16 protein-coding genes and 1 tRNA gene are annotated in these 24,777 nt (G+C 71.5%); 11 read left to right on the forward strand and 6 right to left on the reverse strand.

Translation table 11 applies throughout. The features are described from left to right. Positions 1-40 precede the first annotated feature (40 nt). The 4 genes from F4558_RS00695 to F4558_RS00710 form a co-directional block, all read right to left on the reverse strand. A tRNA-Arg gene (locus F4558_RS00695) sits at positions 41-112 on the reverse strand. A gap of 86 nt (positions 113-198) precedes the next feature. Further along, positions 199-891, reverse strand: a complete 693-nt coding sequence (locus F4558_RS00700; protein ID WP_053655626.1) for a winged helix-turn-helix domain-containing protein — start codon at positions 889-891, stop codon at positions 199-201. A 186-nt stretch (positions 892-1,077) separates the two neighbouring features. Beyond that, a complete protein-coding gene (locus F4558_RS00705; RefSeq protein WP_167942901.1) occupies positions 1,078-1,746 on the reverse strand; it encodes a DUF305 domain-containing protein in 669 nt (222 codons plus the stop codon). Between the two features lie 9 nt (positions 1,747-1,755). Beyond that, entirely contained in the window at positions 1,756-2,568 is an 813-nt protein-coding gene (locus F4558_RS00710) for a thioredoxin-like domain-containing protein (protein WP_167942902.1), read from the reverse strand. Positions 2,569-2,666: 98 nt separating this feature from the next. Here F4558_RS00710 and argS point away from each other — a divergent pair, with 98 nt between their 5' ends. From argS to F4558_RS00755, 9 genes are all read left to right on the forward strand, one after another. Continuing rightward, complete coding sequence (gene argS, locus F4558_RS00715; protein WP_167942903.1) at positions 2,667-4,340, forward strand: arginine--tRNA ligase; 1,674 nt, start codon at positions 2,667-2,669, stop codon at positions 4,338-4,340. A 1-nt stretch (position 4,341) separates the two neighbouring features. Then, on the forward strand, positions 4,342-5,727 hold the full coding sequence (lysA, locus tag F4558_RS00720; RefSeq protein WP_167942904.1) for a diaminopimelate decarboxylase: 1,386 nt from the start codon (positions 4,342-4,344) through the stop codon (positions 5,725-5,727). A gap of 8 nt (positions 5,728-5,735) precedes the next feature. Continuing rightward, positions 5,736-7,046 carry a homoserine dehydrogenase gene (locus F4558_RS00725; RefSeq protein WP_053655631.1) on the forward strand — a complete coding sequence of 437 codons (1,311 nt, stop codon included), beginning with the start codon at positions 5,736-5,738 and terminating at the stop codon, positions 7,044-7,046. Positions 7,047-7,184: 138 nt separating this feature from the next. Beyond that, positions 7,185-8,234 (forward strand): threonine synthase, encoded by a 1,050-nt coding sequence (gene thrC / locus F4558_RS00730; RefSeq protein WP_053655632.1) that lies wholly within the window; start codon positions 7,185-7,187, stop codon positions 8,232-8,234. Positions 8,235-8,383: 149 nt separating this feature from the next. Next, on the forward strand, positions 8,384-11,695 hold the full coding sequence (locus tag F4558_RS00735; RefSeq protein WP_167942905.1) for an efflux RND transporter permease subunit: 3,312 nt from the start codon (positions 8,384-8,386) through the stop codon (positions 11,693-11,695). A 195-nt stretch (positions 11,696-11,890) separates the two neighbouring features. Further along, positions 11,891-13,135, forward strand: a complete 1,245-nt coding sequence (locus F4558_RS00740) for an MFS transporter (RefSeq protein WP_167942906.1) — start codon at positions 11,891-11,893, stop codon at positions 13,133-13,135. 62 nt (positions 13,136-13,197) lie between these two features. Next, positions 13,198-14,142, forward strand: coding sequence for a homoserine kinase (gene thrB / locus F4558_RS00745; protein ID WP_053655635.1), 945 nt, complete (start codon positions 13,198-13,200; stop codon positions 14,140-14,142). Between the two features lie 293 nt (positions 14,143-14,435). Next, positions 14,436-16,631, forward strand: a complete 2,196-nt coding sequence (gene rho, locus F4558_RS00750) for a transcription termination factor Rho (RefSeq protein WP_053655636.1) — start codon at positions 14,436-14,438, stop codon at positions 16,629-16,631. 256 nt (positions 16,632-16,887) lie between these two features. Further along, positions 16,888-20,412: a phosphodiester glycosidase family protein gene (locus F4558_RS00755; protein ID WP_167942907.1), complete on the forward strand. Its 3,525-nt coding sequence runs from the start codon at positions 16,888-16,890 to the stop codon at positions 20,410-20,412. Between the two features lie 46 nt (positions 20,413-20,458). Here the strand turns inward: F4558_RS00755 and F4558_RS00760 are convergent, their stop codons facing one another. Beyond that, a complete protein-coding gene (locus F4558_RS00760; RefSeq protein WP_167942908.1) occupies positions 20,459-21,355 on the reverse strand; it encodes a phosphatase domain-containing protein in 897 nt (298 codons plus the stop codon). A 275-nt stretch (positions 21,356-21,630) separates the two neighbouring features. On the opposite strand from F4558_RS00760, the gene rpmE reads away from it, so the two are divergent. Both rpmE and prfA read left to right on the forward strand, forming a co-directional pair. After that, complete coding sequence (rpmE, locus tag F4558_RS00765) at positions 21,631-21,855, forward strand: 50S ribosomal protein L31 (protein WP_030333150.1); 225 nt, start codon at positions 21,631-21,633, stop codon at positions 21,853-21,855. Between the two features lie 131 nt (positions 21,856-21,986). Then, positions 21,987-23,075, forward strand: a complete 1,089-nt coding sequence (gene prfA, locus F4558_RS00770) for a peptide chain release factor 1 (protein WP_167942909.1) — start codon at positions 21,987-21,989, stop codon at positions 23,073-23,075. Between the two features lie 126 nt (positions 23,076-23,201). On the opposite strand, the gene F4558_RS00775 is transcribed toward prfA, so the two are convergent. Further along, complete coding sequence (locus tag F4558_RS00775) at positions 23,202-24,752, reverse strand: GGDEF domain-containing protein (RefSeq protein WP_167942910.1); 1,551 nt, start codon at positions 24,750-24,752, stop codon at positions 23,202-23,204. Positions 24,753-24,777: the final 25 nt, after the last annotated feature.

Below are 24,777 nucleotides of genomic sequence, written 5' to 3' on the forward strand. Positions count from 1 at the left end.
GTCAGGGGCCTTTTCTGCTGGTCGGACTTCTTAGCAAGAGTGCCCCCGGCAGGATTCGAACCTGCGCCCCCGCCTCCGGAGGGCGGTGCTCTATCCCCTGAGCTACGGGGGCTCAGCGACTGGAGAAGACTAGCAAACCTCCTCCGCGTACGCCGAACCGGTATCGGGCGACAGGGTCGTGTCGCCCGATACCGCGGCTCAGGCAGCGATCGCCCGCCCGCAGCTGGGCAGCGGGTGCAGGACGATCCGCCGGGGCAGTCGACGCGGCCACTCGTTGCGCGGCCAGGAGCCGTCGATGATCAGGTGCACGGTGCGCTGCTCCTCGCCGCTGAGCCGCAGCACGAAGTCGCGGGGGAGCGGCGGGTCGACAGTCGGCGTGGTGATCATGAAGCGCACCCGGCCCCGGGACGAGACGGCGGAGATCACGTCGGCCGCCGGCATGGTGCCGCGCAGTCGTACGCGGCCGATCCAGTAGACCTCCGCCAGGTGTTCCTGGGCGGCGCGGGTGATCGCCGGGTACTCGGTGCGTACCCAGCGCTCGACCGCGCTGACGCAGAGCCCGCAGGCGCGCTCACGCGGTTCCCGTGGACCCAACCCCCAGGCCCGCAGGTACGCCCCGACGGCGCCTGCGTCCAGCGGCAGGTCGAAACGGCGCTGGATGAGCGTGGTGAGGCTCTGCCTCGTCCACAGCTCTTCGTCCAGGCCGAACTCGTCGGGGTGGACGCCCCGCAGCGCGTCGATCAGTTCGAGTTCCTGTTCGCGGCTGAGCATTCCCGGCTCGCCCTGCCGCTGTCCGCGACGGACGGCTGCCACCGCCCCGTCACCGCCGATGGTGTGGCGTCGGCACCAACTGGTGACCGAACGCCGTGCGTCTCTGAGTGCAACCCCCACGTCTTGGGCAACGAGCCCGAATCGCAACTGGTCACGATATGTGGGGAGAAAACTCTCTAAGCAACGTAATCGCCTGTGACACTCAAAGCTCCCATAACGGACTTAAGCCTACAAGAACCCACGAAGGGGCCCGCGCCCTCGCCCGTGTGCGGCGGTGACGCGGGCCCGTTGTGCCCGTGTGACGGATCAGCCGTTGGCCTGCGCCTGGAGCTGCCGGAGGTTGTTCAGCTCGGTCTGCTGGGTGGACTTCATGGTCCGTGCCACCCGCAGCACCTCGTCGTTGCCGGTCTCGTCGAGCACCGCGTCGATCATGTGGATCCCGCCCAGGTGATGGTTGATCATCAGGGCCAGGAACTGCCTGTCGACCTCGATGCCCTGGGCGTCGCGCAGCGCCGCCATCTGCTGCGGGGTGGCCATCCCCGGCATCAGCCCGTCCTTGACGGTCACCCCGTCGGACATCCAGGCCATCGGCCGCTCCGTCCCGGTCGGGCTGAGGCCCCACTCCCGCAACCAGGTCTGCATGGCACCGATCTCGCCCTGCTGCCCGGTGGCGATGTCCACCGCCATCTGGCGGACGGCAGGCAGCGTCGCCGACCGGTACGCGGTGAGGCTCATCTCCACCGCCTGGGTGTGGTGCGTCGTCATGTCCCGTGCGAAGCCCGCCTCGACCGAGGCATCGCCGGGTTGGGTGAGCTGCGGGGTCAGCAGGCCACCCGCGTACCCGAGTAGCAGGCCCACCACCAGCATGATGGCGAGCACTCCGACGCCGTAGCGGCGGGCCGACGCCCGGCCGGCGTCATCCGGAAACGCCGGTGCCTCGTCGTGCTCGCTGTCGGTGGTGGTGGGCGCAGTCATTCGCCGTCCTTACTGAGTGGGCATCTGGGCCTGGAGGTCACGCGGCGTGGTGCCGGTGGCCGTCACACCCTGGTTGCACAGTGCGGTCGGACCCTCGATGGAGGCGTTCACCCGCAGGGTCTTGATGAACTCGTCGATCCGCCCGTCGTCGGCGTTGTCGACCTTGAGCTGGTAGCCCCACGCCTGAAGGGAGATCGGCTTGTCCAGACCCTCGAACGGGCTCATCATCATCTTCTCGACGCCGCGAACCTTGCCGGCGAGCTTGTCGACCTGGTCCTGCGACAGGCCCGGCTGGTAGGTGATCCAGACGGCGCCGTGCTCCAGGCTGTGCACCGCGTGCTCGGTGGCGATCGGGGCGTCGTAGACGTCACCCATGCAGTTCTGCCAGGCGGCGTTGTGCACGCCACCGGTGGGCGGCGAGTACTTGTAGGTCAGCGGGCCGGACTTGTGGGCCTCGTACTTCAGGCTCTCCGGGTCCGACTTGCGGTAGTTGACGATGCCGTCGATGGAGTTCGCCCGATCGTCCCACGACTTGGCGCCCTGGAACGTGGCCCAGCCGGCGACGCCGATGATGCCGACCGCGAGCACGCCCACGGCGACGAAGAGCGCGATCGGGCCCCAGGCCCGGCCCTGGCTCACCTTGACCGGCGTGATCGGCTTGCGGGGGCCCTTGCCGCCTGCCCGTGGGCTGCCGGCCGGCTTACCCGCCGGCTTGCCGGAGCCGGCCTTGGAACCGGACGTCGGCCGGCCTGCGGCCGGCTTCTTGCCGGTGCTGACCACGGTCGGGCGGCGCTCAGGGCCACCCGGGGTGCTGATGCTCATCGTGCCTCGTCAGGTCGGTCGGTCAGGGGAGATGGCGGGCCGGATGACGCGCAGGGTTGCCGCCGAGTGCCCGAGTCTACCCCCGATAACATGGGTGGGTGACTCCTGCAGAACTCGCCTCGGTCGTCCTCGCCGCCGCCCACACCGTCTTCGCCGAGCGTGGCCTCGACCACGCCGCGCTGCCGGAGCGCACGGTGGTGGAGCGACCGCGCAACCCCGAGCACGGCGACTACGCCTCGACGCTCGCTCTGCAGTTGAGTAAGAAGGTGGGCGTCCCGCCGCGCGAACTGGCCGCCGCCCTGGCCGACCAGCTGGGTCGGGCATCCGGCATCAAATCGGTGGAGATCGCCGGGCCGGGCTTTCTGAACATCCGGCTGGACGCCGCCGCCGCCGGCCAGCTCGCCCGGCTGATCGTCGAGGCCGGCGAGGAGTACGGCCGCAGCGACCGGCTCGCCGGCGAGAAGATCAATCTGGAGTTCGTGTCGGCCAACCCGACCGGGCCGGTGCACATCGGCGGCGTCCGCTGGGCGGCCGTCGGTGACGCGCTGAGCCGGCTGCTGCGCGCCACGGGCGCCGAGGTGGGCACCGAGTACTACTTCAACGACGCCGGTTCCCAGATCGACAGGTTCGCCCGGTCGCTGCTCGCCGCCGCGAAGGGCGAGCCGGCGCCGGAGGACGGCTACGGCGGGGCGTACATCGCCGAGATCGCGACCGAGGTGCGGGCCCGGCGGCCCGACGTGCTGACACTCGACGACGACGCCGCCCAGGAGGTGTTCCGGGTCGAGGGCGTCGCGCTGATGTTCGACGAGATCCGCTCCTCGCTGCGCGACTTCGGGGTGGAGTTCGACACCTACTTCAACGAGAAGGACCTGCACGACAGGGGTGAGCTGGATCTCGCCCTGGTGCGGCTGCGCGAGCAGGGTCGGGTCTACGAGTCCGAGGGCGCCACCTGGCTGCGGACCACCGACTTCGGTGACGACAAGGACCGGGTGCTGCGCAAGTCCAACGGCGAGTGGACGTACTTCGCCGCGGACTGCGCCTACTACCTGGACAAGCGGGAGCGCGGCTTCGAGCGGATCGTCATCATGTTGGGCGCCGACCACCACGGCTACGTGGGGCGGATGAAGGCGATGGCCGCCTGCTTCGGCGACGACCCCGAGCGCAACCTGGAAATCCTCATCGGGCAGCTTGTCAACCTGCTGCGCGACGGCGCCCCGTTGCGGATGAGCAAGCGGGCCGGCACGGTGATCACCCTGGAGGACCTGGTCGACGCGATCGGCGTGGACGCCTCCCGGTACGCCCTGGCCCGCTACTCGAGCGACTCGCCGATCGACATCGACATCGAGTTGTGGACGCGGGCGAGCCGTGACAACCCGGTCTACTACGTGCAGTACGTGGCGGCCCGGACGGCAAGCGTGGCCCGGCACGCCGCCGAGGTCGGTCTCACCCGCGGCGACGGCGCGGAGTTCCGCCCCGACCTGCTCGGCCACGAGAAGGAAAACGAGCTGCTCAAGGCGCTCGCCGAGTTTCCCGCAGTGATCGCCTCCGCCGCCGAGCTGCGCGAGCCGCACCGGGTCGCCCGCTACCTGGAGGAGCGCGTCGCGCAGGCGTACCACAGGTTCTACGACGAGCCGGCCTGCCGGATCCTGCCGCGCGGCGAAGAGCCCGTCTCCGACGCCCAGCGGGCCCGGCTCTGGCTCAACGACGCCACCCGCACCGTGATCGCCAACGGACTGCGCCTGCTCGGCGTCTCCGCACCCGAGAGGATGTGACATGAGGGCTCACGAGGCCGGTGCGATGCACGGCGACATCGGCAGCCGGGAGCCGGCCTGGCTGCGTACCCCGGAGGACGTCAACGCCCTGGTGCCGGCGCTGTGGCCGCGCAGCGTGACGCGCGCCGCCGACGGCGCGGTCGCCGTCGCGGGCCTGAGCGTCCGCGACATCGCGGCCGAGTTCGGCACCCCGGTGTACGTCCTGGACGAGGCGGACCTGCGCTCGCGCTGTCGGGACTTCCGGGCCGCCTTCCCGGACGAGGACGTCTACTACGCAGGCAAGGCGTTCCTCTGCCGCGCGGTGGTCCGGATGATCGCCGAGGAGGGGCTGTTCCTCGACGTCTGCACCGGCGGCGAGCTGGCGACGGCCCTGTCGGCGGGGATGCCGCCGGAGCGGATCGGCTTCCACGGCAACAACAAGTCGGTGGCCGAGCTGAGTCGGGCGCTGGACGCCGGGGTGGGACGGATCATCCTCGACTCGTTCACCGAGATCGACAGGCTCACCGCGCTGGCCCGCGAGCGGGGCGTACGGCCCGGGGTGCTGATCCGGGTCACAGTGGGTGTCGAGGCGCACACCCACGAGTTCATCGCCACCGCGCACGAGGACCAGAAGTTCGGCTTCTCCCTCGCCGGTGGCACAGCCGCCGCTGCCGCGTTCAAGGTCCTCGACGAGGGCGTGCTGGAGCTGCGCGGTCTGCACTCGCACATCGGGTCGCAGATCTTCGACGCGAGCGGCTTCGAGGTGTCCGCCCGCCGGATTCTCGCGCTCCAGGCGCAGATCCGGGACGCGCGTGGGGTGGAGCTGCCCGAGCTGGACCTGGGCGGTGGTTTCGGCATCGCGTACACCACCCAGGACGACCCGGCCACTCCACAGGACCTGGCCAAGCGGCTGCGCAAGATCGTCGACTCGGAATGCGCGGCGGAGAACCTGGCCGCGCCCCGGCTGTCGATCGAGCCCGGCCGGGCCATCGTCGGGCCGGCCATGTTCACCCTCTACGAGGTGGGCACGGTCAAGGACCTCGACGGCATCCGGACGTACGTGAGCGTCGACGGCGGGATGAGCGACAACATCCGTACGGCGCTCTACGACGCGTCCTACTCGGCGACGCTGGCCTCGCGGGCATCGACGGCGCAGCCGCTGCTCGCCCGCGTGGTGGGAAAGCATTGTGAGTCTGGGGACATCGTAGTGAAGGATGAATTCCTGCCCGCCGACGTGCAGCCCGGAGATCTTGTCGCAGTGCCCGGCACCGGCGCCTACTGCCGGAGCATGGCCAGCAACTACAACCATGTCCCCAGGCCAGCGGTCGTCGCGGTGCGGGACGGCCAGGCGCGCCTGATCGTCCGGCGGGAAACGGAAGAGGACCTGCTCGCATTGGATGTTGGATGACGTCACCTGTGCGTTTGGCGCTGCTCGGCTGCGGCACTGTCGGCCAGGAAGTGGTCCGGCTGCTGCACGAGCAGTCGGCCGACCTGACCGCCCGGATCGGCGCTCCATTGGAGATCGTCGGCATCGCCGTCCGCCGACTCGGTCGTGACCGCGGTGACCTGCCGGTCGACGACTCCCTGTTCACCACCGACGCGCTCGGCCTCGTCAAGCGCGACGACGTGGACGTGGTGGTCGAGGTCGTCGGCGGCATCGAGCCCGCCCGGACGTGGCTGGTCGAGGCGCTGCGCGCGGGCAAGAGCGTGGTCACCGCCAACAAGGCCCTGCTCGCCGAGGACGGCGTGGCCCTGCACGACGCGGCCGCCGAGGGCGGCGGCGACCTCTACTACGAGGCGTCAGTGGCCGGGGCCATCCCCTTGTTGCGCCCGCTGCGGGAGTCGCTGCACGGCGACCGGATCAACCGGGTCACAGGCATCGTCAACGGCACCACGAACTTCATCCTCTCCGCGATGGACGCCACCGGCGCCGGCTTCGCCGAGGCGCTCGACGAGGCCACCGAGTTGGGGTACGCGGAGGCCGACCCGACCGCCGACGTGGAGGGCTTCGACGCGGCGGCCAAGGCGGCGATCCTCGCCTCACTGGCGTTCCACACGCGGGTCAGCGCTGCCGACGTGCACCGCGAGGGCATCACCGAGGTGACAGCCGCCGACATGGCCAGCGCCAAGGCGATGGGCTGCACCATCAAGCTGCTCTGCATCGCGGCCCGGGGTGTCGACCCGGCCGGCCGTGAGACGGTGAGCGTCCGGGTGCACCCGGCGATGATTCCGCGCAGCCACCCGCTGGCAAGCGTCGGCGACGCCTTCAACGCGGTCTTCGTCGAGGCCGACGCGGCCGGACAGTTGATGTTCTACGGCCGGGGCGCGGGTGGCGCGCCGACCGCCAGCGCCGTGCTCGGCGACGTGGTGGCGGTGTCCCGCAACCGGCTCGCCGGGGTCCGCGCGGCAAGCGAGAGCTCGTACGCCGCCCTGCCCGTCCGGCCGATGGGCGAGGCGTTGACCCGCTACCACGTCAGCCTTGACGTGTCCGACCGCCCGGGTGTGCTGGCCGCGGTGGCCGGTGTGTTCGCCCGCCACGACGTGTCGATCGCGACAGTCCGTCAGGGTTCCGCGGGCGGGGCGCCCGGCCGGGACGGCGACGCCGAGTTGGTCATCGTCACGCACGTCGCGCCGGACGCCGCGCTCGCCGCGACCGTTGGCGAGCTGCGTGGCCTGGACATCGTCCGATCCGTGACCAGCGTGTTGCGGGTCGAGGGCGGGGCGTGAATCGTTGAACCGGTGGTGGGGCGGCTCGCTCGTCCCGCCAGGTGGGTAACCCGGGGTGTGCCACCGGGCGCTCCGACAGGCTGGTCCAGGGTGACCAGGTACGCAGGGCGGCGCGAAGGTAGAGGCGAGGAGAGCGACATGTGGCGGGGTCTGATCGAGGCGTACCGGGATCGGCTGCCGGTCACCGCGGCCACGCCCGTCGTCACGTTGCACGAGGGGAACACCCCGCTGCTTCCGGCGCCGGTGCTCTCGGCCCGCCTCGGCTGTGACGTCTACCTCAAGGTGGAGGGCGCCAACCCGACCGGCTCCTTCAAGGACCGGGGGATGACCGTCGCGGTCTCCAAGGCGGTCGAGGCCGGCAACAAGGCGATCATCTGCGCCTCCACCGGCAACACCAGCGCGTCGGCCGCGGCGTACGCGGCCCGCGCCGGTCTGACCTGCGCGGTGCTGGTGCCGCAGGGCAAGATCGCGCTGGGCAAGCTGGCCCAGGCGCTCGTGCACGGGGCGAAGCTGCTCCAGGTGAGCGGCAACTTCGACGACTGCCTGGCGCTGGCCGCCAAGCTCGCCCAGGACCACCCGGTCGCGCTCGTCAACTCGGTGAACATCGACAGGCTCCAGGGTCAGAAGACCGCCGCCTTCGAGATCGTCGAGGCGCTCGGCGACGCGCCTGACATCCACTGCCTGCCGGTCGGCAACGCCGGCAACATCTCCGCCTACTGGATGGGTTACTCCGAGGACTACGCCGCCGGCACCACGACCCGCGCACCGAAGATGTACGGCTTCCAGGCCTCCGGTGCGGCCCCGATCGTGACCGGCCAGGTCGTGCCGGAGCCGTCGACAATCGCGACAGCGATCCGGATCGGCAACCCGGCGAGCTGGACCAAGGCCCTCGACGCGCGGGACGCCTCCGGCGGTCTGATCGCGGCGGTGACCGACCGGGAGATCCTCTCCGCGTACCGGCTGCTGGCCCGCGAGGTCGGGGTCTTCGTCGAGTTGGGCAGCGCGGCCAGCGTGGCGGGTCTGCTCCAGCAGGCCGCCGCGGGTGCGGTGCCGGCGGGTTCGACGGTCGTCTGCACGGTGACGGGGCACGGCCTGAAGGACCCGGAGTGGGCGATCTCCACCGCGCCCGCGCCGCTCACCATCGCCAACGATCCGCTGGCTGCGGCCCGCGCTCTCGACCTGGCCTGAGGCGGTGACCGCCCGGCTGGGCGGAGAGCGGTGGGCTGCGGCCGTACGGCCGCGCTGAGAGCGTGGGGGCGGCGGGGGCCGGGCTGATCGTGTCCGGCACACTTCCGGGTATTCCCGCCCGCAATCTCGTTCAGGAGTGAGCCAGGCCGATGTCGCTGCTCGCCAGATTCAGCCTCGCCAACCGTGGGCTCGTCGCCCTCATCGCGGTGGTGATCACGGCGTTCGGAGCGTTCGCCGTGCCGTCGTTGAAGCAGCAACTGCTGCCATCACTGGAGTTTCCCGGCGCGTTCATCGTGGCCGCCTACCCCGGCGCCGGTCCCGAGATCGTCGAGTCCCAGGTGACCGAGCCGATCGAGAGGGCGCTCCAGGGCATCCCCGGCCTCGACAAGATCAGCTCAACCTCCCGGGAGGGGTCGGCGACCGTCCAGGTCCAGTACGTGTTCGGCACCGACCTGGACGACGCGGTCAACAAGATGCAGACCGCGCTGAGCCGGATCGACACCCAGCTGCCGGAGAGCGTCGACCCGCAGGTCATCGCGGGCGGCACCGACGACCTGCCGGCGGTGGTGCTGGCCGCGTCAGGAACCGGTGACGAGCGGGCCCTCGCCGAGAAGTTGCGTGCGACTGTGGTGCCGGAGCTGGAGAGCATCGAGGGGGTGCGTGCGGTCGAGGTGACCGGCGCCCGCGACGACATCGTGGTGATCACCCCGGACCAGGCGAAGCTGGCCGCGGCGAAGCTCCCGCCGACCGCGATCGGGTCCGCGCTCAAGACCAACGGTGTGTCGGTGCCCGCCGGTGCGGTCGCCGCGGACGGACTGACCCTGCCGGTGCAGGTCGGTACGCCGGTCGCCACCCTTGACGACCTGCGCGGCATCGTTGTCGCGCCCGGCGCGACCCCGGTCCGTCTCGGTGACGTGGCGACCGTCGAGCAGACGCTCGCCCCGGCCACCGCGCTCACCCGGACCAACGGCAAGGAAAGCCTCGGCATCATGGTCACCGCAACGCCGGACGGCAACGCGGTGGAGATCTCGCACGAGATCCGGGACCGGCTGGCCGACCTCAAGGAAGCCGCCAGCGCCGAGTTGACGGTGGTCTTCGACCAGGCGCCGTTCGTCGAGAAGTCGATCGAGTCGTTGACCACCGAAGGTCTGCTGGGCCTGGTGATGGCTGTCATCGTCATCCTGGTCTTCCTGCTGTCGGTGCGCTCCACAGTGGTCACAGCGGTCTCCATCCCGCTGTCCGTGCTTGTGGCGCTGCTCGCCCTGTGGATCGGCGACTACTCGCTCAACCTGCTCACCCTCGGCGCGTTGACAATCGCGGTGGGCCGGGTGGTGGACGACTCGATCGTCGTGCTGGAGAACATCAAACGGCACCTGGAGTACGGCGAGGAGAAGCAGGCCGCGATCATCACCGGCGTCCGCGAGGTGGCCGGCGCGGTGACCGCGTCCACCCTCACGACGGTGGCGGTGTTTGCGCCGATCGCGCTCGTCGGCGGGTTCGTCGGGCAGCTCTTCGCCCCGTTCGCGATCACCGTGACCGTGGCGCTGCTCGCCTCGCTGCTGGTCTCGCTGACAGTGATCCCCGTACTGGCGTACTGGTTCCTCAAGCCGTCCGGCGGCACTGTCGACGACGAGGCGGTGCGACGCGAGGCGGAGGAGAAGGAGCTCCGCAACCCGTTGCAGCGGGCGTACCTGCCGGTCATCGGGTTCGCCACCCGCAAGCGGTCGACCCGTTGGATCACCGTCGGGCTCGGCCTGCTGGTGCTCTTCGGCACGTTCGGACTGGCGCAGAAGCTGGAAACCAACTTCCTGGACGACTCGGGGCAGGACACGCTGAGCTTCCGCCAGGAGCTGCCTGCCGGCAGTGGGCTGGCAGCCACCGACGAGGCGGCCAAGCAGGTCGAGGCGGTCCTCGGACGGCTCGACGGGGTCGAGACGTACCAGGTGACAGCGGGTGGCGGCGACAACCCGTTCGCGCGCGGCGGCGGCAACAACGTCGCGACCTGGTCGCTGACGCTCGACGGCGACACCGACGCCAAGGAGATGCGCGCGCGGCTGCGCGAGGAGTTCGACAAGCTCGGCATCGACAAGGAGGAGATCACCTTCGCCGGCGGGCAGGACGCCTCGACCAGCCAACTGGAGGTGATCGTCCAGGGCAGCGACAGGGAGGTGCTGGCCCGCGCCGCCGAGGCCGCCCGGACGGCGATGGCCGGGGTGCCGGACGTCGAAGACGTGTCCACGAGCCTCGCCGAGCAGGTGCCGCGCGTCAACGTGGCCGTCGACCGGGTCGCCGCCGGTCGGGTCGGGCTCACCGAGGCCGCTGTGGGTCAGCTCGTGGCGCAGGCGTTCCGTGGCGCCCCGCTGGGTCAGGTGGCGCTCGACGGCCGCCAGCAGGACGTCGTGCTGCGGTTGAGCGCGACGGCGCCGGTCTCGGTGGAGGAGTTGCGTGCCCTTCCGGTCGGGCCGGTGAAGCTCGACGACATCGCTGACATCACGCAGGCCGAGGGCCCGCAGCAGGTCACCCGGATCGACGGTGAGCGCAGCGTCTCGGTGACCGGCACGGCGACCGGCTCGAACCTGGGCGCGACCAGCCAGGAGTTGCAGAAGCGGCTGGACGCGATCGACGTACCGGGGGCGACCTTCACCATCGGCGGGGTCAGCGCCGACCAGGCGGACGCCTTCGGCGACCTGGGCCTGGCGGTGCTGGCCGCCATCGCGATCGTGTTCCTGATCATGGTGGCCACGTTCCGCAGCCTCACCCAGGCGTTGATCCTGCTGATCTCGATCCCGTTCGCGGCGACCGGTGCGATCGGCCTGCTGCTCATCACCGGGACGCCGATGGGCGTACCGGCGTTGATCGGCGTGCTGATGCTCGTCGGCATCGTGGTGACAAACGCGATCGTGCTGCTCGACCTCATCAACCAGTACCGGGCGCAGGGCATGGGCGTCCAGGAGGCGGTGGTCGAGGGCGGCCGGCGCCGACTGCGCCCGATCCTGATGACCGCCATCGCGACGATCTTCGCGCTGTTGCCGATGGCGCTCGGGTTGACCGGCGAGGGCGGTTTCATCTCCCAGCCGCTTGCGGTGGTGGTGATCGGTGGCCTGCTCAGCTCGACGCTGTTGACGCTGATCCTCGTGCCGACGCTCTACACGATGGTGGAGCACACGAAGGGCGCGTTGCGGGACCGGCGTCGCCGTGGACGTTCCGGGGACGAGGCGGTGGACCGGCCTTCGGGTCCGGAGACAGCCGAGCCGTCCAGCCCGAACCAGGTGGCGGTGCCGGCCGGCGCACCTACGTCCCGGGCTGCCTCGGGCGCCGGGTCAACGGCTGTGGGGGAGGGCTCGCAACCGCCCGCTGGGCGGCCCTCGGGCGCGTTGGTGGACGGCACCGACCAGTTCGAGGTGCTACGGCTGCCCCGTAGTCGCACCTCGCCGTTGCCCCCGTCGGAGCCGACCGAGTAACCGAACCGGCAGTTCGGTGCGCCCCCGGCAGGTCCCCACCTGCCGGGGGCGCGTGCTTCATGGACACCCCGGCGGTGCGACCACGACTGATCCGTCCGCCGTACGGGCACCTGGGCGGGACGGCACCTCCATGACAGTCTCGACGCTCCTCGGAGCCGGAGTAAGCACCACATCGACCGGGTAGGGTCCCGCTCCGTGGCGTCCACCTTCTCGGTCATCACCGGCAACCGCAGCTTCCGCAACCTCTTCCTCGCCGAACTCGTGGTCTTCGGCGCCGACTGGTTCGTCATGGTCCCGCTGCTTGTGCTGCTGCCCCACCTGACCGGAAGCGGAGTCTGGGGCGCCCTGGTGCTGGCGGTGGACACCGGCATCGTGGCGCTGCTGCTGCCGTACACCGGCACGGTGGCCGACCGGTTCGACAGGCGGAAGGTCATGATCGCGGCGAACGTGGCCGCGCTGGTGGGCGTACTCCTGCTGCTCGGCGTGCGAAGCGCCGGCACGGCGTGGCTGGCGCTGGTGGCCATCGGCGTGGTCGCGGTCGCCAAGGCCTTCTACTCGCCGGCCGCCCAGGCCGCGCTGCCCAACGTGCTCCGGCCGCACGAACTGGCCGCAGGCAACGCGGTGGCGGGCTCGGCCTGGGGCACCATGACAGTGGTCGGCGCATCGCTCGGCGGCGTGCTCAGCTCGGCCGCCGGCCCGTACATCTGCTTCTGGGTGGCAGGGGTCGGCCTGGCGCTCGCCGCGGGCCTGGCCACCCGGATCCGCCGTCCGTTGCAGGCGGAGCGCGACCCGGAGCTGCCGGTCCAGCGGACCTGGCCGGCGGTCCGCGAGGCGCTCGGCTACATCGGGCACCGGCCCCGCGTGCTGGCGCTTGTCACAGTCAAGTCGGCGGTCGGTCTGGGCAACGGGGTGCTCACCGTGTTCCCGCTGCTCGCCGGCGTGTACGGGGTCGGTCCGCTCGGCGCCGGCCTGCTCTTCGCGGTACGCGGTGCCGGTGCGCTGGTGGGGCCGATCCTGATGCGTCGGGTGCTGACCAATCGGTCCTGGCTGCTTCCCGGGCTCGCCGTGTCCATGTCGCTGTACGGCCTGTCCTACCTGGGTACGTCGGTGGTCCGCTGGTTTCCCCTGGTGCTGCTGCTGGTCTTCCTGGCGCACTTCGCGGGCGGCAGCAACTGGGTGATGTCGAACTTCGCCCTTCAGGGCGAGGTGCCGGACCGGTTGCGCCGGCGTGTCTTCGCCACCGACATGATGCTCGCGACGCTCGCCATCTCGGTGAGCCAACTGGCGGTGGCCCTCGTGGTGGACGTCGTGGACGAACGGGTCGTGCTGGCCGGCTGTGGTCTGGTCACCCTCGTGTACGCGATCGGCTGGCGAATCGCCACCCGCAAGCTCTCGCTGACCGACCCGGTCGCCGAGCCGGTTCCGAACCCGACAGGCTGACCCGCGGTCCCATGCTGCGGGCACCGCATCGGATCGTCGGTGCCGACCCCTAGCATGGGCGCGTGCCGACGAACTTCACCGCTGGGCCGGTCCGGGTCCGGGTCCCCGCCACCAGCGCCAACCTGGGCCCCGGCTTCGACGCGCTCGGTCTCGCCCTCGGGCTCTACGACGACCTGGCTGCCGAGGTCGCGCCCGCCGGCGTCCGGGTGACGGTGACCGGTCAGGGCGCGGGCGAGTTGCCGACCGACGACCGGCACCTGGTGGTACGGGCCATGCGCGCGACTTTCGACGTGCTCGGCGGGCAACCCGCCGGGCTGGCCGTGGAGTGCGTCAACCGGATCCCGCAGGCACGCGGGCTGGGCTCGTCGTCCGCCGCGATCGTCGCCGGGGTGCTCCTGGCCCGTGCCCTGGTCACCGACGGGGAGGACCGACTGGACGAGCCTGGTGTGCTCGGGCTGGCCGCCGAGATCGAGGGCCATCCCGACAACGTGGCGCCGTGCCTGCTTGGCGGTTTCACGCTCGCCTGGTCCGAGCCGACCGGTGCCCGAGCGGTGTCGCTGGCGGTCGCCGAGGGGGTGCGGCCCACCGTTTTTGTGCCGTCCGAGCGTGGCCTCACCGCGACCGCGCGGGCCGCCCTGCCGGCCACAGTGCCGCACGCCGACGCCGCGTTCACCGCGGGGAGGGCGGCGCTTCTGGTCCACGCGCTGACCGCAGATCCGTCGCTGTTGCTGCCGGCCACCGTCGACCGACTGCACCAGGATTACCGCGCAGCCGGGATGCCTGCGACATTTGCGCTGGTCAACGAGTTGCGCGCGGCGGGTGTGGCGGCTGTGGTCAGTGGGGCGGGGCCGACCGTGCTGGCGCTGAGCGAGCCGCCAGCGGATTTCCCGCTGGGAACAGACTGGGAGTTCTGGAAGTTACCGATAGACGTCAGCGGTGCCCGGGTCGCCCGGGGTAGACTTGGACACGCCGAGCGGGACCCTGTTGCCGCAGGTCGGAAGAGTTGATTACGCTCTAGACCTAGCACAGCCGCGAAGCACGCGATCTCCTGCGGGGCGGCGCTCCCCGAAGCTTTCGGCGGTCAGCCCGTCACCCCTGCTCAAGGCCCACGCCGCACCGCAGTTTCCACAGGTCGCCGCAGACGGCGAGACCTGCTCACCGATGTTGGTGAGTCGGGAAACCACCGGCTGCTGTGTCACAGACTCCCGCGACGCGTCCTTGCGAGGCGGGTGCACCGAGGCCGCCCGGCCACCTGAGTTCCGACTCCGGGCAGTCCCGGCCTATCGAGGGAAGGAATCCATTGAGCGACACCACCGACGTGACGTCGGATGTTTCCAACGTCGCTGGCGATGCCACCGCTGCCGCCCCCGCCCGTCGTCGGCGCAGCGGCACCGGTCTGTCGGCGATGCTGCTGCCAGAGCTGCAGAGCTTGGCCGCGTCGCTCGGCATTTCCGGCACGGCTCGCATGCGTAAAGGTGAGCTGATCGCCGCGATCTCCGAGCGGCAGGGCGGCAACGCTGCCGGGACCCCTCGACCGCGGGCTGAGGTCGCGGCTGCGGCCGCTCCGGCCCGTGAGGAGGTGCGCGAGACAGTGGATCGCCCGGCGGCCGAGGGTCGCAGCACCGACCAGGCGCCGGCCGAGCCGGCCACCGAGACCGCGAGTCGGGGTCGTACCCGGCGGACCCGTACCGCCCCGGCTGAGGGCCGCACCACGGGGGCGCGCAGCACCGAGCCGCGCGCCGCTGAGCCCAGCGCCGAGGCGCAGACCACAGAGCCACGTGCCACCGAGGTACGCAGCACCGAGGGACGTGCCGCTGAGGCGCGTACCGACGAGGTGGAGACCGGCGAGCGGGCCGATCGCGGCGAGAACCGCCGGGACCGGGCCGAGCGTCCGGAGCGTGCCGAGCGTCCGGACCGGGGCGAGCGTGCCGACCGGGGTGACCGTTCGGAGCGGGGCGATCGCAACGATCGGGGCGAGCGTGCCGATCGGGGCGAGCGTGCCGATCGGGGCGAGCGTGCCGACCGGGGTGAGCGTGCCGAGCGCGGCGAGCGTAACGAGCGGAGCGAGCGTTCCGACCGGGGCGACCGTAACGACCGGGGCGACCGCAACGACCGGGGCGAGCGTTCCGACCGGGGCGAGCGTGCCGAGCGCAACGACCGGCCAGAGCGTGCCGACCGCGGCGACCGCAACGACCGTGGTCAGCGGGTCGAGCGGGACAACGACGATGACGACGGCGAGGGCGGCGGCCGGCGTGGCCGGCGCAGCCGTTTCCGGGACCGCCGTCGCGGTCGCGGCGAGCGCGCCGAGACCGGTGGCGACACCGGTGGTCGCGAGCCGCAGGTCGGCGAGGACGACGTCCTCGTCCCCGTGGCCGGCATCATCGACGTGCTCGACAACTACGCCTTCGTGCGGACGACCGGCTACCTCGCCGGCCCGAACGACGTGTACGTCTCGATGTCCCAGATCAAGAAGTACGGCCTGCGTCGCGGTGACGCGATCACCGGCGCGGTGCGTGCCAACCGCGAGGGTGGCAACAGCGGTGACCAGCGGCGGGACAAGTACAACCCGCTGATGCGGCTGGACACGATCAACGGGATGGAGCCGGAGGAGGCGCGGCGCCGGCCGGAGTTCTACAAGCTCACGCCGCTCTACCCGCAGGAGCGCCTGCGGCTGGAGACCGAGCCGCACATCCTCACCACACGGGTCATCGACCTGGTCATGCCGATCGGCAAGGGTCAGCGGGCACTCATCCAGTCGCCGCCGAAGGCGGGTAAGACGATGGTGCTCCAGGCGATCGCTAACGCGATCACGCACAACAACCCGGAGTGCCACCTGATGGTGGTGCTTGTGGACGAGCGGCCCGAAGAGGTCACCGACATGCAGCGGTCGATCAAGGGCGAGGTCGTCGCGGCCACGTTCGACCGTCCGCCGCAGGACCACACCACGGTGGCCGAGCTGGCGATCGAGCGGGCGAAGCGCCTGGTCGAGCTGGGGCACGACGTCGTCGTGCTGCTCGACTCGGTGACCCGGCTCGGTCGGTCGTACAACCTGGCGGCGCCGGCCAGCGGTCGGATCATGTCGGGTGGTATCGACTCCACAGCTCTCTACCCGCCGAAGCGGTTCCTCGGTGCGGCTCGCAACATCGAGAACGGTGGCTCGCTGACCATCATCGCCACTGCCCTGGTGGAGACCGGTTCCATGGCGGACACGGTCATCTTCGAGGAGTTCAAGGGCACCGGTAACGCGGAGCTGAAGCTGGACCGGAAGATCGCTGACAAGCGGACCTTCCCGGCCATCGACATCAACCCGTCCGGTACCCGTAAGGAAGAGGTCCTGCTGGCGCCGGAGGAGTTGGTGATCCTCCACAAGCTCCGCAAGGTCCTGCACTCGCTGGACTCGCAGGCGGCGATGGACCTGCTGCTCGACAAGCTCAAGCACACCCGTACCAACATCGAGTTCCTGATGCAGATCGCGAAGTCGACGCCGGGGGAGTGACCACTCTCGGGTGAGACACGACGAAGGGGCACGGCCGTGTGGCGTGCCCCTTCGTCGTGTCCGCTCGCTGCCTCTGCTCTGCTTCAGCGGGGCAGCACTCCGACCGTGCACTCACGCCGCCGGACGCCGCCGGACGCCGCCGGACGCCGCCGGACGCCGCCGGACGGCGTCAGCGGGCAGCCCGAGAGCGGAATTTTCCTTCGGTTCAGCCGACAGGTCTTGAAACTTCTATTCATTGGCGGGTTGACTGTCGTCCATGCGTACCCGCAGACGATCCGCCCGCCGCACCGGCGTCCTGCTGCTGACGCCGCTGCTCGCCCTGGCCGTGCCGCTGCCGGCCACCGCCGCACCCGTAGCCCCACCCGCCGCGCCCGCGACCCGGTCCGTCGCCGCCGCGTCCACCGGGCTGGCCGCGCCCACGATCGCGGAGGACGCGCCGCCCGCGTCGTCCCGGCCGGCGGACTCGACCAGCCTGGCCGCCGACCCGGCGGCCGCGACCGCGGCGACCGCCCCGACGGCCGCCGCCGGTGGCCTGGAGCCGGCCGGCGGCCTGGAGACCACGAAGGCCACCCGGCCGGTCGCGCCAGGCGTGCAACTGACGTCCTTCGACAGGTACGACGCCGACGGCTGGCTGCGTGCCGACGCGCTCACCACTGATCTCACCGGCGGCGCCACCGTCGACTACGTCAACTCGGGGGCGGTCAGCCGGGCCGAGCCACTGCGCAAGGCGGTGGACGACTCCCGTGCGGTCGCCGCCGTCAACGGCGACTTCTTCGACATCAACAACTCCGGTGCCGCCCAGGGCGTCGGCGTCCGCGACGGTGAGCTGATCCAGTCGGCGGTCAGCGGTCACCGCAACGCGGTGGCGGTCACCACGAGCGGGCTCGGCCGGGTGATCGAGGTGAACTTCGACGGCAGCGCCACCCTGCCCAGCGGGCCGGTGCCGCTCACCCAGTTCAACAACCTGGTCCAGGCCGGCGGCATCGGGGCGTTCACCGAGTTGTGGGGGACGTACTCCCGGCAGCGTGCCGTGGAGGGCGCCGCCCGCGTGGTCGAAGTCACAGTGACCGGCGGTCGGGTGGCCACAGTGGCCGGCGTCGCCGGCAGCGGCCCGATCGCCGCCGGCAGCACCGTGCTGCTCGGCCGCGACGCGGGCGCGGACGCCCTCGCGGCGCTCCGACCGGGCGACCCGGTGACTGTGGCCTGGCGACCCAAGCCGTCCGACGGCAGCACACTGCACGCGGCGGTCGGTGGCGGCAGCGTCCTGGTCCGCGACGGTGTGGTGCAGAGCATCGCCGACCCGACGCTCGCCCCACGCACCGCAGTCGGGTTCAGCGCCGACGGTCGGAAAATGATCATGCTGACGGTGGACGGACGCCAGGTCGACAGCCGTGGCGTGACGCAGACCGAGATGGGCCGGATGATGGCGGAGCTGGGCGCCCACCACGCGCTCAACCTCGACGGCGGTGGGTCGTCGACGCTGCTGGCGAGGGAGCCGGGCGCGTCGACAGTGCAGGTGGAGAACGGCCCGTCCGACGGCAGCGAACGGGCCGTGCCCAACGGCCTGGCCATCTACGCCCCGAAGGGCAGCGGCCGACTCGCCGGCTTCTGGGTCGAGACGGCAAGCGACCCCACCGTCGCCCCGGGCGTCTCGCCGGTGCGCGGTGGCCGGCCCAACCGGGTCTTCCCCGGGCTGACCCGCACCCTCACCGCGGCCGGCTACGACGAGACGTACGGTCCGGCGGCCGGTGCGCCCGGATGGCGGGCGACACCTGCGGTACGTGGCCGGGTCGACAGCCGCGGCGTGTTCCGCGCGGGCGCACCGGGGGCAAGCACGGTCACCGCCGCACGTGGCCGGGCCACCGGCACGCTGGGTCTCACAGTGCTCGGCCCGCTGGCCCGGATCGGCTCCACAGTGCCGAGGGTGGGCCTGACCGGGCAGGACGGCAACGCCCTTGTCGGAGTGGTCGGGTACGACGCCGAGGGCAACACCGCGCCCATCGAGCCGGCCGATATGACACTCGACTACGACCGGAACCTGCTGCGGATCACCCCGACCGGCGACGGCAACCTGAGCGTCACCGCGCTCCGGGGCACCGGCTCCGCCCTGGTGACCGTCCACGTCGGACGCGAGAGCACGGTTCTGCCGGTCACCGTCGGGCTGACCGACGTACCGGTCGCCGGATTCGACGACGCCGCGTCCTGGCGGTTCAGCCAGGCCCGGGCCAGCGGGTCGGTCGCGCCGGCGCCAGGGCACACCGGCACCGGCCTGCGCATGTCGTACGACTTCAGCCAGTCGACAGGCACGCGGGCCGCGTACGCCGACCCGCCCGCCTGGATCGAGGTGCCCGGCCAGCCGCAGGCGTTCGGCATGTGGATCCACGGCAACGGCACCGGGGAGTGGCCCAGCCTGCACCTGCACGACGCCCAGGACACCCAGCACGTGCTGCGCGGTCCGCTGATCAGCTGGACCGGATGGCGGTACGTGGAGTTCGCGGTGCCGGCAGGCGTGCAGTACCCGGTGCGGGTGCGCCGCTTCTACGTGGCCGAGACGAACGCCGCCGCGCAGTACAGCAGCGAGGTGATCATCGACGACCTGGTGGCGAAGGTGCCGCCCACTGTCGACGTGCCGGAGGCGTCGCCGCGTACCGATCGGGTGGTGGTCCGCGACGGCACTGTGGACGACGCGCCGTGGCGGTTCGCGGTGCTCTCCGACGCCCAGTTCGTCGCCGCCGCCCCGGACAGCAACCTTGTCGCCCAGGCCCGGCGGACGCTTCGCGAGGTGCGCGCGGCCCGGCCGGACTTCCTCCTGATCAACGGTGACTTCGTGGACACCGCCTACCCGGCGGACTTCGCGCTGGCGCGACGGATCCTCGACGAGGAGTTGGGTGACGCGCTGCCCTGGTACTACGTGCCCGGCAACCACGAGATCATGGGTGCCCCGATCAGCAACTTCGAGGCGGCGTTCGGTGCCACGTCACGGGTGTTCGACCACAACGGCACCCGGTTCGTCACGTTGAACTCGTCCACCGGGACGCTGCGCGGCGGCGGCTTCGACCAGGTGCGGATGCTGCGCGAGACGCTTGACGCGGCGGCTACCGACCGGCGGGTCGGCTCGGTCGTCGTGCTGCACCACCACCCGGCACGCGATCCCAGCCCTGCCCAGGCCAGCCAACTCGGTGACCGTAAGGAGGCGGCGCTGTTGGAGCAGTGGCTCGCCGACTTCCAGCACCGCACCGGCAAGGGCGCGCTGTTCGTGGGCGGGCACGTCGGCACGTTCCACGCCGACCGGGTGGACGGCGTGCCGTACGTGATCAACGGCAACGCGGGCAAGACGCCGTCCACCCCGGCCGACCAGGGCGGCTTCACCGGCTGGACGGAGTTCGGCGTCGACCCGGTCACCCCGGCCGAGGCTGATCGGGCCCGCCGTGACCCACTCGCCGAGGGGCCACGCTGGGTGGACGCGGAGTTCCACGCCCACCTGGACCGGCTCACGGTGAATGCCCCGCCCAGCGTGGCGGTCGGCAGCCCGGCTACGGTCACCGCCACGCTCACCCAACCGGACGGTCGTACGGTGCCGGTTGCCGCCCCGGTCAGCGCCGACTGGTCGGCCTCGCCGGGCGTTCACGTCGGCTCCGCGGCCGGCGTGCGTCCGTGGCACACGGCCCGCTTCGACCCGGTCACCGGCACGCTTACCGCGCTGCGCGCCGCCGGACCCATCAGCCTCGCCGTCACCGTCAACGGCGTCCGCGCCGAGGCCACCGTCACCGTCACCCGGTGACCTGTCCGGACGGGCTCCCCAGGCCGGGGGCCCGTCCGGACATCCCTCAGAAGTCGCCCTCGGCCACCTGGAACACGGTGAGGCCGAGGTCGCGCCACATCCGCACCACCTGGACGCGGTCGTCGAACACGCCCACCACCCGGTAGCGGTCCCGGATCTCCCGGTCGTAGATCTCCCGTTTGACGATCGAGTCCTTGCGGGAGTCGCCGACGGCACGCAGGTGCAGCCCGAGGTAGGGGACCCGGACGTGCCGGGCCAGCCACGCCTCGGTTGCGGCCCGGGCGGAGGCGTCCCGCCCGGAGCAGAAGACCACCCCGTACCCGGCGGCGTGCATGGCCCGGACCGCCGCGATCACCGCGGGGTTCGGCTGGTCCCGACCCACCCGGGTCATGTCGTACGGGCTGCGCGACACGGCCAGCGCGACGGTGCCGTCGATGTCCACCAGGACGATCTCCGGCGGTTCTGCCGACGGCGGGTGCACGGCGGCGGGCCGGCCGGTGCGCGCCTGCGGGACGGGCAGCGGCAGGGTGCGCCCCTCGAGGTACCGCTCGTGCAGCCGGCGGATCGCGTCCGCGCCGACCTGGTCGGGCTCCGGGCGGGCGGCGTCACGGCGCAGGCACTCGTCCAGCGGTACGTCGGTGAAGTCGTGCACCTCGAAATCCGCGCCGTGCCGGGCGGCCAGATCGGCCCAGCCCCGCAACGTGCGGGCGCGCAGGTTGGTGTCGTCCACGCACACGTCCGCGCGGGCCTGCAACAGCGCCTCGACCTGGGCGCGCTGCACGACTGTCACCTGCGCCTCGGCCCACTGCGTGAAGAGCCGCTCGCCGTGCAGCATCCGGCGCAGGTCGTCCCGGTTGACCCGGAGCACGGACGGCTGGAGCGTACGGGCGAAGGTGGTCTTGCCCGAGGCGGGCAGCCCTCGGGTGGCGATCAGGCGGGCCATCGACGCACCTCCGACTCGACCCGCGCACCCCGCGTGGGGTACGCCGTGACGGTTTCCTGGCTGGGCGAATGCCCCGGCGGGCGGCGGGAATGCGGACGAGGAGGCACGTGTTGACGATGCCGGACGAGGTGTGTGGCCCGATTATCGGGTCGGCTCAGGCCCATGGCACACTGGTCAATCGGCCACCGGTTCCGGTTCACGCCCGAGCCCGTCGCGTACGGCGCGACGAGCGATGACGGCGACCCGGCGACCACCAACGAGAGGACCGAGGCGAGATGAAGGCAAACATCCACCCGGAGTACGTGACCACCGAGGTCAGCTGCTCCTGTGGCAACACGTTCACGACCCGCAGCACCGCCAAGGGCGGGGCGATCCACGCCGAGACCTGCAGCGCCTGCCACCCGTTCTACACCGGTAAGCAGCGCGTTCTCGACACCGCCGGCCGGGTCGCGAAGTTCCAGCAGAAGTACGCCAAGGTTCAGGCCAAGAAGGCCAAGTAGCTCCACGTTCGGCGCCCGCGTCCGGTTTCGCACCGGAGGCGGGCGCCGTCCGCGTTCCACACCTGTTTTCGCCCGGCTGCCGGTAGGTCCCCGGCCGGGCGTCGCCGTACCGTCGAAGGAGCATCCGCAGCATGAGCAGCGAGCGTCTGGCCGGCCTCCTCGACGAGTACGCGGAGTTGGAGAAGCGGTTGGCCGATCCGGCCATCCACGCCGACCAGGCCACCGCGCGTCGGGTCGGCCGTCGGTATGCCGAGCTGGTGCCGTTGCGAAAGGCCGCCGGCGAGCTGGAGCAGGCGCGCGCCGACCTGACCGCGGCCCGCGAGTTGGCAGCCGAGGACCCGTCCTTCGCCGGTGAGGTGGAGTCGATCGTGGCGTCCCTGCCGGTGCTTGAGGAGCGCCTCGCGGAGCTGCTCATTCCCCGTGACCCGCACGACGCCAAGGACGTGATCGTCGAGATCAAGGCCGGCGAGGGCGGCGAGGAGTCGGCCCTGTTCGCCGGTGACCTGCTGCGGATGTACACCAGGTACGCCGAGCGGCACGGGTGGATCACCGAGGTGATCGACGCGCAGGATTCCGACCTCGGCGGCGTCAAGGACGTCTCACTGTCGATCAAGACCAAGGGTGTGCCCGACGGCGGCAACGGCGTCTGGTCGCGGCTCAAGTGGGAGGGCGGCGTGCACCGGGTGCAGCGTGTCCCGGTCACCGAGTCGCAGGGCCGGATCCACACGAGCGCGGCCGGGGTGCTGGTGCTGCCCGAGGCCGAGGACGTCGACGTCACAATCGACCAGAACGACCTGCGCATCGACGTGTTCCGGTCGTCAGGGCCGGGCGGACAGTCGGTGAACACCACCGACTCCGCAGTGCGGATCACCCACCTGCCGACCGGCATCGTCGTCTCCTGCCAGAACGAGAAGTCCCAGTTGCAGAACCGGGAGCAGGCGATGCGGATCCTGCGTGCCCGGCTGCTCGCCGCCGCCCAGGAGCAGGCCGACGCCGCCGCCTCGGACGCCCGCAAGGCGCAGGTCCGCACGGTGGACCGCTCGGAGCGGATCCGCACCTACAACTACCCGCAGAACCGGATCACCGATCACCGGATCGGCTACACGGCGTACAACCTTGACCTGGCGCTCGCCGGTGACCTGGACGGGGTGCTGGACGCGCTGGCCGAGGCCGACCGCGCGGCCCGCCTGGCCGGCGACACCGAACTGACCCGCCGCTGACCAGCCCTGCCCGGGCCCCGTCCCCGTCCCCGTCCCCGTCGATCATGGGGTTGTGGTGGGCGGTTTGTCGCGTCGTGGGCCTTTGATGAGGCACCACAACTCCTTGATCGACGCCAGCTCTCGCGGTCAGCTCGCGCGGGGACGGGACTTGGCGCGCAGCATCTCCCGGTCGGCCTGCTCGAAGGCGACGCTGAGCGCGTCCCGCGGCCCGCTGCCGCCGCCGGAGACCTCGGCGAAACCGATGCTCACCCCGACCGGTGTGCCCGGCACCAGCGACTCCCAGTCCTCGGCGTGCACGGCCACCTCGATCCGGCGGGCCACCTCGGCGGCCTCGGCCATTCCGGTGTCCGGCAGCACCACGACGAACTCGTCGCCGCCGTAGCGGGCCACGAAGTCGCCCCGGCGCATCACCCGGTTGATCACCCCGGCGATGCGTTGCAGGACCAGGTCGCCGGAGTGGTGCCCGTGCCTGGTATTCACCGCCTTGAAGCCGTCCAGGTCGCAGACACCGATCACCACCCGGTCGCCCCGGGTGACGACGGCGGCGATGTACCGCTCCAGCCGGCGCCGGTTGGGCAGCCCGGTGAGCGGGTCGGTGAGCGCCTCACCCTCGTACCGTGCGGCCTCCCGGCGCATCTCCTCGTGGTCGATCCGGGCGGCGATGCCGTCGATGTAGACGTCGCGGAGCCGGTCGTTGCGCTGGGCGGCGAGCCGGAACGCCAGCCGGTCGGCCCGGTGCGCCGCCGAGTGGTCGCCGGCCCGGGACAGGGCGATGCTGCGCAGCCGTGCGGGTTCGGCAGCGCCGAGCGTCTCGGTGGCGACCTGGATGGTGTCCAGGCGGGCGACCGCCTCGATAGGCCGCCCGTCGGCCACGGCCAGGCAGATCATCCCGAGTTGCCGCAGGTCACGGGCGCGCGCGCTGTCGCCGCCGTGGCTGATCAGGCGGGCCGGCGCGGTGTCGCCGGACGATCCCAGCGGGTCGCCGAGCGCCGCCTGCCGTGCCGCCGAGTAGCCGTACGCGGCGAGGCTGCTGGGGCGCAGCTTGCCGGCCCGCCCGGTGCGGACGAAGCGGGCCAGGTCGGCGGCGACGTCCCGGAGGACACGCAGACACCCGTCGCTGTCCCCGTTGTGGTCCAGCGCCACCGCGTTGCGCAGCCGGATGCCCGGCGCGGCGAACGTCTCCTCGGGGATGCCGGCCGTCAACCCGAGCTGCCGGGCCCGTTCGATAGCGCCGAGGGCGTACCCGTGGAAGCTGAGGTAGCTGTAGGCCATCGCCAGGTCGTGCCAGCCCCAGGCGGTGTCCCGGTCCGGATCTTCGACCGCGGTCAGCGCCCGGGCGGCCTTGACCAGGTGGGTCACACAGCGGTCCAGAGCGCCCTGGTGGTGCGCGGCGAGGGCGGCCAGGGCGTTGAGGTGCCCGTACAGGTAGGGCTCGGCGAGGTCGCGGACCGCCGCCGACGCCTCCTCGATGGCCCTGGTGAACTCTGCGGTGCGGCCGAGATTGATCAGCGCGGAGAGGCGCTGCACCATGGCGTCCGCGCGCGCCGCCGGGTCGTTGGTGGTGCGGATCACCCGATCCAACAGGGTGTACGCCTCAGCGGAGCGGCTGGCCTCCTGCAACGCCCGGGCATGCGTGAGGGCGTCAACCTGGTCATCGACCCGGTCGAGCCAGCCCACTCACGGCCTCCTGTCGTGTGCGCCC

Source organism: Micromonospora profundi (assembly GCF_011927785.1).
In the GTDB taxonomy this organism is placed as follows: Bacteria; Actinomycetota; Actinomycetes; order Mycobacteriales; family Micromonosporaceae; genus Micromonospora; species Micromonospora profundi.